The sequence below is a fragment of the Vibrio sp. MA40-2 genome (assembly GCF_047302445.1).
Classification (GTDB): Bacteria; Pseudomonadota; Gammaproteobacteria; order Enterobacterales; family Vibrionaceae; genus Vibrio.
The window spans coordinates 2,143,093-2,158,416 of sequence record NZ_CP178628.1; the positions used below are offsets into that span (position 1 = coordinate 2,143,093).

At 38.6% G+C, this 15,324-nt stretch carries 14 protein-coding genes; 4 read left to right on the forward strand and 10 right to left on the reverse strand.

What is annotated here, in order from left to right; genetic code table 11:
• Nucleotides 1–299 precede the first annotated feature (299 nt).
• Nucleotides 300–1,136 (forward strand): arabinose operon transcriptional regulator AraC, encoded by an 837-nt coding sequence (gene araC / locus ACLKML_RS17395; protein WP_413284258.1) that lies wholly within the window; start codon nucleotides 300–302, stop codon nucleotides 1,134–1,136.
• 84 nt (nucleotides 1,137–1,220) lie between these two features.
• Here araC and ACLKML_RS17400 read toward each other — a convergent pair whose 3' ends face one another.
• Genes ACLKML_RS17400 through ACLKML_RS17410 form a run of 3 tightly spaced genes read right to left on the reverse strand, consistent with a single transcriptional unit; the run spans nucleotide 1,221 to nucleotide 4,176 of the window.
• The gene (locus ACLKML_RS17400) at nucleotides 1,221–2,741 is read right to left on the reverse strand and encodes a tripartite tricarboxylate transporter permease (RefSeq protein ID WP_413284259.1); all 1,521 of its coding nucleotides are present in this window, start codon (nucleotides 2,739–2,741) and stop codon (nucleotides 1,221–1,223) included.
• A 9-nt stretch (nucleotides 2,742–2,750) separates the two neighbouring features.
• Nucleotides 2,751–3,200, reverse strand: coding sequence for a tripartite tricarboxylate transporter TctB family protein (locus tag ACLKML_RS17405; RefSeq protein ID WP_413284260.1), 450 nt, complete (start codon nucleotides 3,198–3,200; stop codon nucleotides 2,751–2,753).
• 19 nt (nucleotides 3,201–3,219) lie between these two features.
• On the reverse strand, nucleotides 3,220–4,176 hold the full coding sequence (locus ACLKML_RS17410) for a tripartite tricarboxylate transporter substrate binding protein (protein ID WP_413284261.1): 957 nt from the start codon (nucleotides 4,174–4,176) through the stop codon (nucleotides 3,220–3,222).
• Nucleotides 4,177–4,462: 286 nt separating this feature from the next.
• Here ACLKML_RS17410 and ACLKML_RS17415 point away from each other — a divergent pair, with 286 nt between their 5' ends.
• Together ACLKML_RS17415 and ACLKML_RS17420 are read left to right on the forward strand one after the other, a co-directional pair.
• Nucleotides 4,463–5,785, forward strand: coding sequence for a sulfatase-like hydrolase/transferase (locus tag ACLKML_RS17415; protein ID WP_413284262.1), 1,323 nt, complete (start codon nucleotides 4,463–4,465; stop codon nucleotides 5,783–5,785).
• 216 nt (nucleotides 5,786–6,001) lie between these two features.
• On the forward strand, nucleotides 6,002–8,524 hold the full coding sequence (locus ACLKML_RS17420) for an EAL domain-containing protein (RefSeq protein ID WP_413284263.1): 2,523 nt from the start codon (nucleotides 6,002–6,004) through the stop codon (nucleotides 8,522–8,524).
• 68 nt (nucleotides 8,525–8,592) lie between these two features.
• On the opposite strand, the gene ACLKML_RS17425 is transcribed toward ACLKML_RS17420, so the two are convergent.
• A complete protein-coding gene (locus tag ACLKML_RS17425) occupies nucleotides 8,593–8,841 on the reverse strand; it encodes a DUF3297 family protein (RefSeq protein ID WP_413284264.1) in 249 nt (82 codons plus the stop codon).
• Nucleotides 8,842–8,969: 128 nt separating this feature from the next.
• A complete protein-coding gene (locus ACLKML_RS17430) occupies nucleotides 8,970–9,134 on the reverse strand; it encodes a VOC family protein (protein WP_413284265.1) in 165 nt (54 codons plus the stop codon).
• A gap of 146 nt (nucleotides 9,135–9,280) precedes the next feature.
• Here ACLKML_RS17430 and ACLKML_RS17435 point away from each other — a divergent pair, with 146 nt between their 5' ends.
• On the forward strand, nucleotides 9,281–9,688 hold the full coding sequence (locus tag ACLKML_RS17435) for a universal stress protein (RefSeq protein WP_413284266.1): 408 nt from the start codon (nucleotides 9,281–9,283) through the stop codon (nucleotides 9,686–9,688).
• Between the two features lie 88 nt (nucleotides 9,689–9,776).
• On the opposite strand, the gene ACLKML_RS17440 is transcribed toward ACLKML_RS17435, so the two are convergent.
• From ACLKML_RS17440 to ACLKML_RS17460, 5 genes are all read right to left on the reverse strand, one after another.
• The gene (locus ACLKML_RS17440) at nucleotides 9,777–10,793 is read right to left on the reverse strand and encodes a LacI family DNA-binding transcriptional regulator (RefSeq protein ID WP_413284267.1); all 1,017 of its coding nucleotides are present in this window, start codon (nucleotides 10,791–10,793) and stop codon (nucleotides 9,777–9,779) included.
• A 71-nt stretch (nucleotides 10,794–10,864) separates the two neighbouring features.
• Entirely contained in the window at nucleotides 10,865–11,962 is a 1,098-nt protein-coding gene (locus ACLKML_RS17445; RefSeq protein WP_413284268.1) for an ABC transporter ATP-binding protein, read from the reverse strand.
• Between the two features lie 2 nt (nucleotides 11,963–11,964).
• Entirely contained in the window at nucleotides 11,965–12,927 is a 963-nt protein-coding gene (locus ACLKML_RS17450) for a carbohydrate ABC transporter permease (protein WP_317718305.1), read from the reverse strand.
• Nucleotides 12,928–12,933: 6 nt separating this feature from the next.
• Nucleotides 12,934–13,797, reverse strand: coding sequence for a sugar ABC transporter permease (locus ACLKML_RS17455; protein WP_317718306.1), 864 nt, complete (start codon nucleotides 13,795–13,797; stop codon nucleotides 12,934–12,936).
• Nucleotides 13,798–13,917: 120 nt separating this feature from the next.
• On the reverse strand, nucleotides 13,918–15,267 hold the full coding sequence (locus ACLKML_RS17460; RefSeq protein ID WP_317718307.1) for an ABC transporter substrate-binding protein: 1,350 nt from the start codon (nucleotides 15,265–15,267) through the stop codon (nucleotides 13,918–13,920).
• Between the last annotated feature and the right edge of the window lie 57 nt (nucleotides 15,268–15,324).

Here is a 15,324-nt window from a genome sequence, read left to right on the forward strand (position 1 = left end):
AAGCACTGCAAGATACAAAAAGTGTATTCGTTTTAGTTTAGTAAAATAAATCAAATAATTTTAGCCACTTAATAAGGTTATTAATTTTTATTAACATTCGTACTTTACTTTATATCCTTATTAATAAGTATGATCTTCGGCATAAATTTCATAGTATAGTCCAATGATTTTATGTGTTGATAATATAGCCTAGCTATAAATGTAGAGTGAGTAAAAGTGAAACTTACAGCAATGAATAAACAGTGTATACTTTAACGATATTTGTAATATTCTCTTGATATAAATAGAAAGGACTTAATGTGGAAACAGACCCTTCCAAACCAGATTATCAATTTGGTAATGATTTAATGTCAGGTCGTACCTACAGTGAAAAAGATAATAATAGAGATTTTTTAGTCAATAGACCAAATGGTATGAAAGGATTCACATTAAATATTACGACCAAAGGCAGTGGCTTGCTTGTAAGTGATAATGAAACCTTTGTGGTGAAAGAGAATGATATATTACTATTGCCGCCATCTGTACCACATTATTACTTTAGAAATCCAGATTTTGAGTCATGGGAAAGACGTTGGGTGTATTTTAGACCAAGAGAACATTGGCAAGAATGGCTATCTTGGGATAAAAAAATAGGTAGTATATATACATCACATATTACTAACCAAAAAGATATTGATGTATTAAATAGAAATTTTATAAAAATAGAGAAAAATATAAAGAGTGATCTACCTTTGAGCACCGAAATTGCGTATGCGATTTTAGAGAAGCTAATTATTCAATGTAAGTCATTACAACCTAGTATTTATGGTAATCGGTATGATGATCGTGTTTTAAAGGTTATTGATATTATCTCACGTAACTTAGATAAAGATTATTCGATTGAATACCTAGCAGAACAAGTTAATTTGTCCGAGTCTAGATTAATGAATTTATTCAAAAATCAAGTGTACATGAGCATTATAAAATGGCGAGATGAGCAACGTATTTCTTGTGCTAAAAATATGCTGGCAAATACCGGAGACTCTATTAGCGATATTGCGAAATTAGTTGGATATAATGATCCTCTTTATTTTTCAAGGGTGTTTAAGAAAAATGTCGGTAGAAGTCCAAATCAATTTAAAAAAGAAAATAGCTAATGCTATTTTCTTTTTTATAAATATTAATAACGAATAATTAATATTGCCACGTTTCTCAACTAGAAACGAAATCTGGTTATTACTCTATGTTTGTTGTTGAATGTCGATTTTGTTTTCCGTGCGAATTTGTTTTATGCGCGAATAAGCAAACCAGGCGAGTAAACTTATAAATATAGCAATAAGTACCAGTGATGCTGGCCGACCAAAAAATATAAACCAATCTCCTTGAGCCATGGTAATCGTCCGTCTTAAGTTCATTTCAGTTAAATTACCAAGTACTAAGCCAAGTAAAATGGGTATAGGAGAAAACTCAAGTTTGATCAGTATATAAGCGATTGCACCAAATATAATTGAAACGTAGATATCGTACATGGTGTTATTAATTGAAAACGTTCCTGCAAAACAGAATATGACGATAAGCGGTGTTAATAATGCGAAGTCAATCTTGGTGATTTTTGCGAAAAACGGCATCAACAAACGACCTTGAATTAACATAAAAATATTGATGAATATGAGACCAATCATAACCGCATAAACTTCTACACCATGTTCTTGAAACAAATTGGGTCCGGGGGTTAATCCATTTATCATCAATGTGCCCAGTAGTATCGCTACTGCCGCATCTCCGGGTATTCCTAAAGTGAGTAAAGGAATAAGTGTTGCCCCAGTAACCGCGTTGTTGGCTGACTCCGCCGCCGAAATACCTTCTATTGATCCTTTACCAAATTGCTGTTTATTTTTTGAGTTTCTACGAGCGGTATCATAGCTAAGAAAAGAGGCCATTGAGGCGCCTGTCCCCGGAATGCAACCAATGATAGTACCAATAACCGATGAGCGGAAAAGTACTAAATATGAGGCAAAAAACTCTTTTAGTGACAGCGTATCTTGCGTGTCTTTGGTTGTGGACAGGCGTTCAGATTGGCGCGTTTTATTATACTTACTGGCATTAGATATGGTTTCCGAAATAGCAAATAAGCCAATAAGAACAATAACCAAATTTAACCCACCATACAGATTGAAATCATCAAAGGTGAAACGAAAAACACCACTAATACTATCCATTCCGACTGTGGATAATAATAACCCAAGACAACCTGCCATTATTCCTTTTACTAAATTGCCGCTGCTGACACCAGAAATAATGAGTAAGCCGAAAATGCACAAAATAAAGTATTCAGGAGGTCCAAAATTTAAAGCAATATTGGCCACTAATGGTGCTGCAAACAATAAGACTAATGCGCTAAATATCCCACCAAAACCAGAAGCATATAAAGCGGTCAACAAGGCTTTATTCGGTTTGCCTGCTTGCGCCATCGGATAACCGTCTAGCATTGTTGCTGCTGCGTGAGGTGTCCCTGGTGTTTTTATTAAGATTGCAGAAATTGAACCACCATAGCTTCCCGAACAGTAAATACCGAGCAGAAACATAAATGACGAAATAGCATCCATAGTGTATGTAAATGGCATAAATAAAACCAAACACAACATAACAGTGAGGCCGGGAATGGAGCCAAATACCAAGCCGAGTAGTAAACCAATATTTAAGTAAATGAAACTCGATGCGGTGAAAAAAGCAATGAATCCATCTGCAAATAAACTATCCATTATTCATTCCTATGGCAGCTGTACTAATAACAAATTTTTGAAGACATAATTGACCAACAAGCAGCAGGCAACGAGAAATAGCGTATATTTCATATTGGTTATCCTAAAGAAAACCAGAGAAAGAATACTGAATGCTATTGAGGAAAATAAGAATCCTATTTTAGGTGTGGCTAAAGCATAAGCGACAATTAAGACAATAAATAGTAGCGATCGAAGCTCTGTTTTAAGTTCAATTTTGAACGTTTTTTGCTCCGTTTGTTGTTTGATTTGTAACCTTATTTCATTAATAAAGAGGAAAATACTACTCACCAACATCAAGATAGTGATCCAACGAGGGAAAGATTGAGCATTGATCCCTACATTCGAACTTGCCAATATTTGTTCTGGTATTGCATATAAAATAAATAATGACAGTCCTATAAAAAGGGCACTACCTATGATGTTGGTGGTTATTTTCATTTTGATACCTTTTGATTGATTATTTTTTAGCAATTTCCCAGAAACGATTCACTTTTTCTATTGTCGTTTCTACATGCTGATTCAGCGCATCACCATCAATTGGATCGATATTTACTCCTAGATTATCCGCCACTTCTTGGAACTTAGGATTCTGTAAAATATTAAGGAAATGATTACGTATTTCTTGCACTAATTGCGGGTCTGTCCCTTTACGAGTTAACATCATCATGCGATTTACTATCCAAGTGTCGTAACCAAATTCAGTAACAGGAGGCAGATCGTATACATCCGTTTTAAGCGGTTTCTCATCAAACACTAAAATAGCTTCAAGTTCGTCGGCTTTAACATACTCTTTAGCTAACGAACCATGTGTTACCGCTAATACCACGTCGCCAGAAATAGTGGCATTCATCGCTTCATTTGCACCATTAAAGCCGACCGCTTCGTAATCAATACCCATTTCAGACAGTAGAGCTGAAATGATTAAAAATTCCGTTCCGTTAAGACCATTGACGCCAAACAGCACTTTTTTATCTTTGCCATAATTTTTTAGGTCCTCAAAGTTTTCAATACCAGATTCAGGGTTAGCCACCAGTACAAAAGAAGACGTATAAATGTTCATAATAGGAGTGAAATCTTCCCATTTGTAAGCCACTTTATTCGTTTTTGGACTAATCGAAAAATTACCTTCACTACCATAAATAATTTTAGTGGTATTCGGTCTTTCACGCAGATATTCAGTTAACGCGACAACACCTCCCGCACCTAATCTGTTTGTTGGGACGATAGGTTGGCCAAATTCATCGGCACCAAATTGCGCCATGGCTCTATTTACCTGATCGGCAAGTCCGCCTACGGCCCATGGTACAACCGTTGTAATGGGTTTAGTTGGCCAATTATCGGTGGCTGATTGCGCAGAGAAGGCAAGTAAACCTAACGATAGTATTGTGCTGACCTTTTTGACTAATTTCTTCATAACTCACTCCGTTCTAGTTGTATTATCCATGTAATATCGGTTTTTTATATTTAATGTTTCACAGTAGGATTATTAATAAAATGTTATCAACATGGACAATAATAGATAAAAAGCAGCAAAATAAAGAGATTTAGATCAAATAATTTAACTGATTGTTAATTTATGAATGAAAAATGTGAAGTTTATCAAATTGGCAGTTCAATAGTATTGTCCATGTTTTATTCTTGTACGATACTAGAATGAAATTCGCTAGGAATTTATTTATTAACTATTAGGAGAAGATGAAATGGGGAAAAAGAAAAATGTTTTGATCTTTTTTACTGATCAGCAAAGAGCGGACACATTAGGTGTGCATGGCAATCCTTTAGATCTTACTCCTAACTTGGATTACGATGCATTAAATGGTACGCATTGTGAAAATGCATTTACTGCGCAGCCAGTGTGTTTACCTTCCAGGGCATGTTTACAAACTGGTAAATATTCTTCACAGATTCAATGCAACACTAATGATGACATCTTACCGACAGATGAATTAACTTTAGCTCATTATTTTAATGATGCTGGCTACAATACTGCCTATTTTGGTAAGTGGCATTTGCACGCTTGCGATACTGCGCCTTTTGCACAACCACAAGGAGGCTATCAAACGTGGTGCGCAGCCAATATTTTAGAGTCAATTTCGGACGCTTATGAAACGGTTTTGTATGATGAAGAGGGCAACGAAGTGCGTCTCCCTGGCTATCGAGTTGATGCAACCGTGGATCGGGCAATTCGATATATCGACGAAAACAAAGATTCGCCATTCTTTATGATGGTGTCGCTACTTGAGCCGCATATGCAAAATACCCGTGATGATTATCCTGCACCTACAGGTTATCAATCACGATATATTGATGCATGGACTCCACCCGATCTTAGAGCTTTAGGTGGCACCTCGGCGCAGCATCTTCCAGGATACTATGGAATGGTGAAGCGTATAGATGAAGCGTATGGGCGATTAAAAGACGCATTAAGAAGTTTAAATTTACTGGACGATACTATCGTGTTATTCACCAGTGATCATGGCTGCCATTTCAAAACAAGAAACAGCGAATATAAACGGTCTTGCCATGATTCTTCGCTTAAAGTACCGATGGTTTGGTCGGGGGCACAGTTTGCAAGAGGTGGTCGATTGCCGAACACGATTAGTTTAATCGATGTACCTCCAACATTATTAGATGCATGTGATATACCGGTTCCTGATTATATGAGTGGACAGTCAATTTTACCTTTAGTTAATCGAGTTGACTCTCAGTTTAGAGATTATGTTTATGCAGAAATCAGTGAATCTCATGTGGGGCGTTGTATTCGAACTCGCCGCTGGAAATACAGTATTCGTCAAGCAGAAGATAACACCTATGTTGAAGATTTTCTTTATGATTTGATGGCCGACCCATGGGAACTAAACAATATTATTGGTTATAGAAGTCATAAACATGTGGTTTCTGTATTGAGGCAAAAGCTAGTTAATCAGATGCTCGAAATAGGTCAAATTGAACCGAATATTGTTGCGGCTGAAGAGGTCGATTCGAAGCAATATCAAATAACCGTTGAAGAGGCGTATTGTTAACTATTTTCCGATCTTTTGATTTATGAGGCCATATATAGAATCAGGTTTTGCTTTTACGCGTTCCTTTGAGTAAAAACGAAAAAGGCAAAATCTACCTCAGTTAACCTAAAAACCTCTTATAATTTAGATGAATAGATGTTATTAAATTCATTTACTACTGTTAAGACTTAAGTATACTTTACCTACGGCTAGACAGAATAATAGTAAGTGAATTTAATGGCGAATGAGTCGAAAGTACACCAAAATAAAATACTCATTGTTGATGATGATCCGTCCATCATCCAAATACTTAATCAAACGATGAGTGAGCTAGGTACGGTTTATTTTGCCAGTAGTGGTAAGGAAGCGATTGTTCTTGCAGACACCATTAAACCTGATTTGATGCTGTTGGATATTCAGATGCCAGATTTAGATGGCTATGACGTGTGTAAAACACTCAAAGCAGATCCTGAATTAAAATCTATTTCAATTATGTTTATCACCTCGCAGGGTGACAGCCAAAGTGAACTAAAAGCGCTCGAACTTGGTGCGGTAGACTTCATCCAGAAACCAATTAATCCGGGAATAGCTCGTGCTCGCGTCAGAACTCAATTGAGTTTGAAGGAAGAGCAGCGCAGTTTGAGGCTCGCAAGAACAACACTCGATACAATTATCTATCATCTACCAGTTTTTGTCTCTTATTGGGATGAACATGCTCGTAATGTATTTAGTAATGATGCTGAGGGATACTGGTTTGGTTTAAATCGTGAAGATATCTTCAATCAGAGTTTTACCCATGTTATTCAAAACTGTAATGGATTAAACCAAAACATTAGTAAATCGTTAATACTAGCTGTAGAAAAATTACCTTTAGGTACCGCGGTCGATCTGGATTTTACTTTAACCAAAAAAGTCAGCAGCAATTCACAAGCTACGACGAACGAAAAAGACAACGTTGATACAGTTTTTGCTAGCGCATCATTAGTGCCAACGTTAGTGGATGGCGTTTTTAAAGGCTTTGTTATGTTGCTTAACGATATAACGCCATTAAAAGCACTGCAAGTTGACTTACACCAAGATAAAGAGCTATTACGCGTCACGTTAAACTCTATTGGTGATGCGGTTATTACTACCGACATGGCAGGTAACATCACATTTATGAATCCAGTTGCCGAGTCTTTGACTGGGTGGAGTAATGAGTCTGCCTTGAATCAATTAATTGAACGAGTGATGCCATTAAAAGATGCGAGCCGAAACTTTGAGTTAAAGAATCCTATTTATACTGCTATGAGTGAGAAAAGAGTGGTGGGAATGGCGTTTAATACCACATTAGTTGGTACCGATAATGCCGTTTATGAAGTTGAAGATTCAGCGGCTCCTATTCTTGATACTAATGACCAAGTATTGGGCGGGATTATCGTTTTTCACGATGTGAGTGAAGCACGAGCGATGTCGTTAAAAATGACTCATCTTGCTAATCATGATGCATTAACGGGCTTGCCCAATCGAATGCTGTTACAAGACAGAGCTAGATATGCGATTGATAATGCAAAAGACAACGATCAACTGGTCGCAATGCTAATGTTGGATGTCGATAACTTCAAACATATAAACGATGCGATGGGACATGCTGTTGGCGATACGATTCTAAAATATGTAGCCGATCGTTTAGGAAACATAACACGAAATGCTGATACGTTAAGTCGTCAGGGAGGCGATGAATTTACCGTTATTTTGACTCAAATAGACAGCCAAGCAGCGATTATTAACTACTTAAATAAGATAAAACAAACGCTCAGTGATGCCTTTATTTTAGATGGAGAACGTTATGAGGTGAGTTGCAGTATTGGGGTGAGTATTTTTCCCGATGATGCACAAAATGTTGAACAGCTGTATAAGCATTCCGATACCGCGATGAACTTAGCCAAAGTAAAAGGTAAAAACGGCTGGCACTTTTTCTCTGGCGAGATGGCTGAAAAAATGTCGCAACGCCATGAAATAGAAAAATATTTACGTTATGCGTTACAAGAATCATTATTTGAAGTGCACTATCAACCTAAAGTGGATGTATCTAACCATTCAGTGGTCGGGGTGGAAGCTTTATTAAGATTAAAAAGTGCCCAAGGCGAGCCTATACCACCGGGCTTGTTTATTCCAATTGCAGAAGAATGCGGCCTGATTGTACAACTTGGTGCCTTTGTTTTGGAGCAAGTGTGTAAGGATGCGAACCAATGGCAAGCTGATGGTTTAATGCATATTGTTAGTTTAAATATTTCCACCTTACAGTTTAACGACGATGATTTTATGTCGAGCGTTAAAAATATATTTGAACAAAATTCAAATTTAAATTTGAATTTAATTGAGTTCGAAATTACCCAAGGGGTATTGGCTAAGAGTATCGAAAAAACTCGCCAGAAACTGATGATTTTGAAAGGCATGGGGATCAAAATTTCTATTGATGATTTTGGTACGGGTTATTCAAGCTTTACCTATATCAAAAAATTTCCTATTGATACGATAAAGATTGACCAGAGTTTCGTGCGAGATATTTTTGTTGATCCTAGTGATCAAGCGATTGTTCGAGCTATTATTAATTTTGGAAAGGCGCTGGATTTAAAATTGGTTGCTGAAGGAGCAGAAACGAAAAAGCAAGTGAATTTTTTAGTGGAAAATGGCTGCGATATTGTACAAGGATACTATTATTCAAAGCCCATTCCATATAATGATATGACTGCGTTCATTCACCAATTTCAGCAATAAAATCACAATAACTAAAGAGTCAGCTCTTATTTAGGTTTGACTCTTTATTATTGATTCAAAATAGCCGATTAACGATAAAACGCTTCAACCGTGCCTTTTAATGTGATCAATATGGGCTGCCCACGGCGGTCTAGTGCTTTAGGTGATGGAATTTTTACCCAACCTTCACTAATGCAGTATTCTTCAACGTCGAAACGCTCTTTGCCATTTAAGCGAATGCCTATCTGATGGGCAAAGCAAGCTTCTAGATGATGTGGGCTACGTGGATTGCCTGAAAGGCGATCTGGTAGTTCAGGTTGTGCGGTTGTATCGTTCATATTTTCTGTCTATCACCAATAAAAAGTAGCTCATTGTAGACAAAGTAACTATAACGCTCAAGGACCTATGACGCTCAAGCAGCAAATAAAGGGTAAGATAAGACGTTCCTCTTTATTTGCCTTGCTCTTTAATCAGCGCATTGGGCTACTTCTATTATTTCGGATTTTTCCATGATGACTGTTAAGCCTAAAGCTTTGGTGTAAAATTCAATCGCTTTATCCATGTCACTTACTGTCAATTTAGGGGTCAGGTCTTGCCTTTTGCTTTTTATATAGCGAAAAGCAAAAGGCAAGACCTGACCCCTTATCTTTGTATTTTAGGCGTTAAAAAATGAGAATACGCATACAAAACCAGATGTTTTGTAGTGCTATGCTTATTAAGAAAGTTACGTTTTTTATCACTATATTTTGAGGGGTAACCGTTATTTATAAACATATTTTGGTCGCAGTTGAGCTTTCTGAAGAGAGTGTAGCGCTGATAGATAAAGCCGCGGTTTATGCTGAAAAATTCCAAGCTGATGTGTCACTGGTTTATATTGACAGTAGTCATGGTGAGATTTACAGCGAGATTTTCGATTTAAACAAGCCTGAAGAGCAATCGAATGTTAATGAAAAAACCAATCGTTATTTCCAACAATTCGTACAAGGGGCCCAAGTTCCTATTGAGTACGCGTTAGTTGGTACTGGGAGTATCGCTGATAAGCTGCCGGGGATCATTGAACAATATAAAATCGATCTGTTGATTTGTGGCCACCATCATGATTTTTGGAGCCATATTATTTCTACCTCGCGACAACTAATCAATACCAGTTCGGTGGATATTTTGGTGCAACCAATTGAGGAGTAATGATTAAACATCTAAATGTTTAAAGAGATAAACACAAACTGGTTCAGGTCTGGATAGATCTGAACCTAAATATTGTTATGTTGAGTATTTATGAGTTCACATTCACTTGAGCGTCTGACTGGCGAGCAATAATTTCGGCTAGATACCAGTTTTGAACTTCGAACTTGTTATTTTCTAGTTTGTTGAGCATAAGTTTTGCCATCGCTTCACCGACATCATGAGTGGCGTATTTTAGTGAGGTAATGGACGGTTTGGAGTAACGGCTATGTTCGTAATCGCCATAACCAGCAATAGCAACGTTGACTCCAGGTTGGTACCCGAGCTCTTCACAAGCGGCTATTGTACCCAGTGCCATGGTGTCATCGGCACACAAAATCGAAGTAGGGCGTTTGGCAAGTGACATCACTTCTTTGGTCATAGTCATTGCCGCACCTTCATTAAGATCACCGTTTAAAAGCCAACGTTTATCAATACTTAGATTGGCTTCTTTCATGGCTTGTATATAGCCTTGTTGACGGGCTTGAGATAAGGTCAATTCAATGGGCGCATCAAGGAAAGCAATACGAGAATGACCGAGTGATATTTGTCTTTTGGTTAGCTCATAAAATGCCTTTTTATTATCAACATCGACGAAGCTATCAATGGCATAGCTAGCATCAAAACCGTGGCAAACGTACGGAAATTGGTGTTTTTCCAACATCTCGATTCGCTCGTCATTACTGCGCGTTCGTACAATAAATAAGCCGTCAACCAATCCGCTAGTAATAAAATCTAAATAAACCTGTTGTTCATTTTGCCATTCAGATATGGTGGTTACGATGAGTTGATATTCGTGCTTGGCTAAAAACGCTGACGCTCCGGCGAGAACTTTAGAGAAAGCGGGTGATACAAACATCCGAGAACTAGCAGGTAATATAATACCGACATTACGTGACTTACCTGACGCCAGTCGTTTTGCTGTCGGGTTGGCTTTATAGCCCATTTCCTGTGCCGCGAGCAGGATTTTTTTCCGAGTCTCTGCGTTCACATCAGTATAACCATTTAATGCTCTGGAAACGGTGGATTTTGATATCCCCAGATGCTCAGCAAGTTTCTTGATAGACATAAATTACTCTATATTTAATATTTGGAAATCGTATCAAGGGGGCCAGAGTTTGGCCCCTAATTTATATCAATTTACAGACGATTTTCTGTTTCTTGGTCAAATAATAACACGCGAGAAAGATCAACTAATAGATCCACTTTTTCGCCTCTGGCTAATTCTGAACGTAGATCTAGACGAGCTTTAACATTTTCACCACCAAGGGTAAATAACACTTCTTTGTCAAAGCCCATTGGCTCAATAAGATCGACGGTTATGTTATCGAATGTGAAGCTTTCTCCATCTTCTGCGAAAAAGTTTTTATCGTTAAAAAAGTCAGGACGAATTCCCACTTTTACCGCTAACCCTTGTTCAGGGATTGCTTGGTCGTACGTGACACTTGAGAGCTTTGTGCGTGGCAGCTGATAATGACCAATTTGTAAAAAGTCATTATATAACGTGCCGGGCATGATATTCATAGAAGGAGAACCAATGAACTGCGCGACAAAGATATTGACGGGATTAAGATAAATCTCCATCGGCGTTCCGGCTTGTGCGATGTGGCCGTCATGAAGTACGACAACTTTATCGGCTAATGTCATGGCTTCTACTTGATCGTGAGTCACATAAACACTGGTGCGACCAAATTTGTTATGAATTTTGCCTATTTCAGTACGCATGTGCCCACGAAGCTTAGCGTCAAGGTTAGAAAGCGGTTCATCAAATAAGAACACATCTGCATCACGGATAATTGCACGCCCCATTGCAACTCGTTGACGTTGACCGCCAGATAAATCGGCCGGTTTTCTTTCCAGTAGCTCTTCTAGTTGTAGCATTTCAGATACTTCTACCAGTCGACTTTGAATTTCGCTTTCTTCCACTTTCAAACGACGTAGTGCGAAGACGATATTTTCCTTGACCGATTTGTGTGGGTATAACGCATAGTTTTGGAAAACCATGGCAATATTTCGGTGTTGAGGTTCAATGTCGTTAACCACTCTATCACCAATAGAAATTTCGCCAGAGGTTGCTTGCTCTAAGCCCGCTATCATGCGTAAAGTGGTTGATTTTCCGCAACCTGAAGGACCAACAAGTACCACGAATTCGCCGTCTTCAATGTCGAGATCTATGCCTTTTACGACTTTGGTTTGGTCGTAATTCTTAACGATATTTTTAAGTTTTATAGCTGCCATGATTAACCCTTAACCCCGCCTTCAGTTTTTCCGCCTTTCATAAAGCGAGAAGCAAATAAGAAACAAACTACAATTGGAGCAAGAGTCAGCATAGAGGCTGCCATTATACGGTCCCAAATTGCATTTTTAGAAACAAACAGCTCTTGTAGAGCCAGTGGTAGAGTGTGAAACTCTGGGTATTGTTTTAGAAATACCGAGGCAAATAAATATTCGTTCCAACCAATAATAAAACAGTAAATAAATACCGTAGCTAACATCGGTAAAGAGAGAGGAAGTACCACTTTAATAATCGCTTCGGTTCTGGAACATCCGTCCATCATTGCCGCTTCTTCTAGTGCCATTGGTATGCCGCGAAAATAGTTACCCAACATGTACATACCAACAGGCAAGGTTTGTACGATATAGATGAGAAATAAACTAAATACGCTGCCCCACATGGAAGAAGCTAATCCGATATTCATTGCCATTTGATAAAGTGGCACCATCAATAACACCCCACCCACCATATAAACAAATAATACCGAGCGTTGTATAACGACTTTGCCTTTAAACCTTAGCCGGCTAATAGAGTAGGCCCCCATTACCGCAAAAATAAGCGAAAAGGTGGCGGCACCTACCGAGAATATCACGCTGTTGAACATGTATTTGCCAAACGGAAATAGGTTGTCGTTAGACGTGAATTTAGCCGAAATAGCCGCTTTTTTTTCCTCTGATAACTTAGGATTAGCCAAAATCTTCTGAATGGCTGCCGGTATTTCAACTTCTTGCGGTTCGGTTAATCCGAGCAATTCTTTGTACGCGTCAAGGTTGATCACTTGAGGAATAAGTGATGGGTTACCCCAATCAAATTGATGTTTGAGTGACGTCGATAAGATTTGTGCGAAGGGTAGTAAGCTAAAGCTGACTAATAATCCCACCGCTAAAACGAACCCTAACCGTCCTTTTAATGTTTTTTTTGCTAGCATTATTAATTACCACTTCATGATTTTTTTGATGTAGAACCAGATGAATATACACAGAACACCAAGTTGAATCACTGATGTTGCGGCCGCTAAGCCTTGATCTATAACACCTGTAAAGGCTTGGTAATAGGTGAAGATAGGCAAGGTTTGCACGTTGGGTGCAAGTAAATACACATCTTCAAATCTATTTAAGTTCCAAATAAGTCGTAGCAAGACCACGGTTGCTAAAACAAAATGCAGCTCTGGCAATGTTACGTGGAAAAAGCGTCCGATTGGTCCGTAGCCATCCAGTGATGCTGCTTCATATTGATCGCGTGAAATTGATACCAATTTGGACAAAATCAACATATAAGCAATGGGCGCATGTTTCCAAATATCGAAAATAACCACAACCCACAAGGCGGAATCTGGGTCGCCAATAAGATTGGTACGTTCGGCCCAAAGATGTAAAACATCGACCATGATGTAGTTCACCACACCGGAGATAGGGTCGAATAAAAATTGCCAACCAAAAACCACTGAGATAACAGGTGCAACGTAAGGAAGCATGATGGCCGCGTTGACTAATCCTCTTCCTTTAAATGGCTCACGCAATAGCAAAGCCATCGCTAAGCCAAGTAGAGTTGTGCCTACAACAGTACCAAAGAGGTACAAACCTGTGGTACCAATGGCGGCATAATAGTCGGCATTTGATAACAATTTTGTGTAATTTCCTAACCCGACAAATGTTTTGTCACCATTTAGCTGAACATCAAAAAAGCTCAGGTAAATGTTATACACAAGAGGGTAAAGAATGAGTAAGCTAAGAATAATGATTGTTGGAGCAACAAGCTTCCAACCGAATCTTGCTTCAGCTCTTTCTAATGGAGTCATGAGTGTCCCTTGTAAGAAGAAGGGGGCGACAGAACGCCCCGTTCTCTTTTCTACAATGATGATTTAGTTCTATGATAATGATTTAGCTATAAAAAGCTTCTTTCACAACTAGTTTTGAACTTACTTTGCAACCACTTGTTGCATTTGTTCATCTGCCCAATCTAACGATTCTTGAGTATCCTTATTCTCAATAGTTGCGCTGTATATCATTCTAGGAATAATTTGTTTCGCAAAAATCTCACCAGAAGCAGGGAAGGCTTTTCCATCTACAACAGAGAAGTTTTTGATGTTGTCAAAGCCAGCAACAATCTCTTTGATAGACTCTTTACCATATTGCGCGAAGATGCCTTTAGGATCGTCTAAGAACTCATCAGTTTCGGCAATATCTCGTAGCATTGGTAAATGACCACCTACCGCCATATGTGAATATGCAACCACTTGATCTTTTTCATTCATATATTCTATGAATGTTTTAGTTGCATCGATTTCGTCTTGGTTGTCGTTCTTCATTATAGAAAAGCCAACTAAAGTACCAAACGATGAAGGCGATGTTTTAGTGATAGTAGTGGCTAAACGCGTGTTTTTGGCTAAATTTGGATCAAAAGCTGCACCTTTGAGATCTTTAAAGTTTTCAGAGCTTAATGAACTGGCGGCTGCTTCGGCCAACGCGATATCATCTAGGATATAAGATGAATAGAAAAACATGGCCAATTTACCTTGTAAATAGTAGTCGCGAGCACGCCATGTTTGTGGGCCCGGAGGGTTATATTGGGACAAGGTTTTATAAAAATCCAACACTTCAGCTTGCGCTTTTGAGTTGAAGATAAGATCGCCGTCTTTATTAAACTGGCCGGCATCATTTGATAAAGCGAACTGCGTATAACATTGCTCAGCATAGCTATCGGCTTTGGTACCAATTAATATGCCATATTGATTGTCTTCAGGTTTATAAAAATGCTTGGCTGCTTTTTCAATGGCGTCCCACGTTGTTGGTGGCTCAAGTCCCGCTTCTTTAAACCAGTCGGCACGATACCAAATACCCTGAACCCAACCACGATAAGGAACCGCAACATGTTGTTTCAGATCTGGGTTTTCCACTAGAGTGAGTGCACCGTCGTAAAAACGTGACTTGCCAAGGGTGTTAATGACATCAGTGTTTGCTGCAGTATCAATAATGCCTTCTTCAGCGAAAGCCAATGATAGATTAGAGCCCACCTCGATTAAATCTGGTAACGTATTTGAAGCGGCTGCGGCAGCGATTTGTTTTGGCATATCGTTTTCATCTACACCAATGATCTTTACATCGATTCCGGGGTTAAGTGCTTCAAATACATCAGCCATAATCTCAATGGTTTGGATTCGGTCTGATTGAGTTTGTGTTGTCCAGTACTCTACAGTAGTTGCATTCGCCAAACTTGGTAATATTAAACCAGCTGTCGCGAGTCCGAGGGTGAGGGTCTTAAGTTTCATCGTCCTATCCTTATTTGATGTTCTTAGTTATTGAAGTCGTATTTACAATGTCGACAT

Bases quoted from the DNA above. Each gene is read 5' to 3' on its own strand.
- ACLKML_RS17460 (WP_317718307.1), bottom strand. From the start codon at position 15,267: ATGAAACTTAAGACCCTCACCCTCGGACTCGCGACAGCTGGTTTAATA.
- ACLKML_RS17420 (WP_413284263.1), top strand. From the start codon at position 6,002: ATGGCGAATGAGTCGAAAGTACACCAAAATAAAATACTCATTGTTGAT.
- ACLKML_RS17450 (WP_317718305.1), bottom strand. From the start codon at position 12,927: ATGCTAGCAAAAAAAACATTAAAAGGACGGTTAGGGTTCGTTTTAGCG.
- ACLKML_RS17415 (WP_413284262.1), top strand. From the start codon at position 4,463: ATGGGGAAAAAGAAAAATGTTTTGATCTTTTTTACTGATCAGCAAAGA.
- ACLKML_RS17400 (WP_413284259.1), bottom strand. From the start codon at position 2,741: ATGGATAGTTTATTTGCAGATGGATTCATTGCTTTTTTCACCGCATCG.
- ACLKML_RS17410 (WP_413284261.1), bottom strand. From the start codon at position 4,176: ATGAAGAAATTAGTCAAAAAGGTCAGCACAATACTATCGTTAGGTTTA.
- ACLKML_RS17405 (WP_413284260.1), bottom strand. From the start codon at position 3,200: ATGAAAATAACCACCAACATCATAGGTAGTGCCCTTTTTATAGGACTG.
- ACLKML_RS17440 (WP_413284267.1), bottom strand. From the start codon at position 10,793: ATGTCTATCAAGAAACTTGCTGAGCATCTGGGGATATCAAAATCCACC.
- ACLKML_RS17445 (WP_413284268.1), bottom strand. From the start codon at position 11,962: ATGGCAGCTATAAAACTTAAAAATATCGTTAAGAATTACGACCAAACC.
- ACLKML_RS17455 (WP_317718306.1), bottom strand. From the start codon at position 13,797: ATGACTCCATTAGAAAGAGCTGAAGCAAGATTCGGTTGGAAGCTTGTT.
- ACLKML_RS17425 (WP_413284264.1), bottom strand. From the start codon at position 8,841: ATGAACGATACAACCGCACAACCTGAACTACCAGATCGCCTTTCAGGC.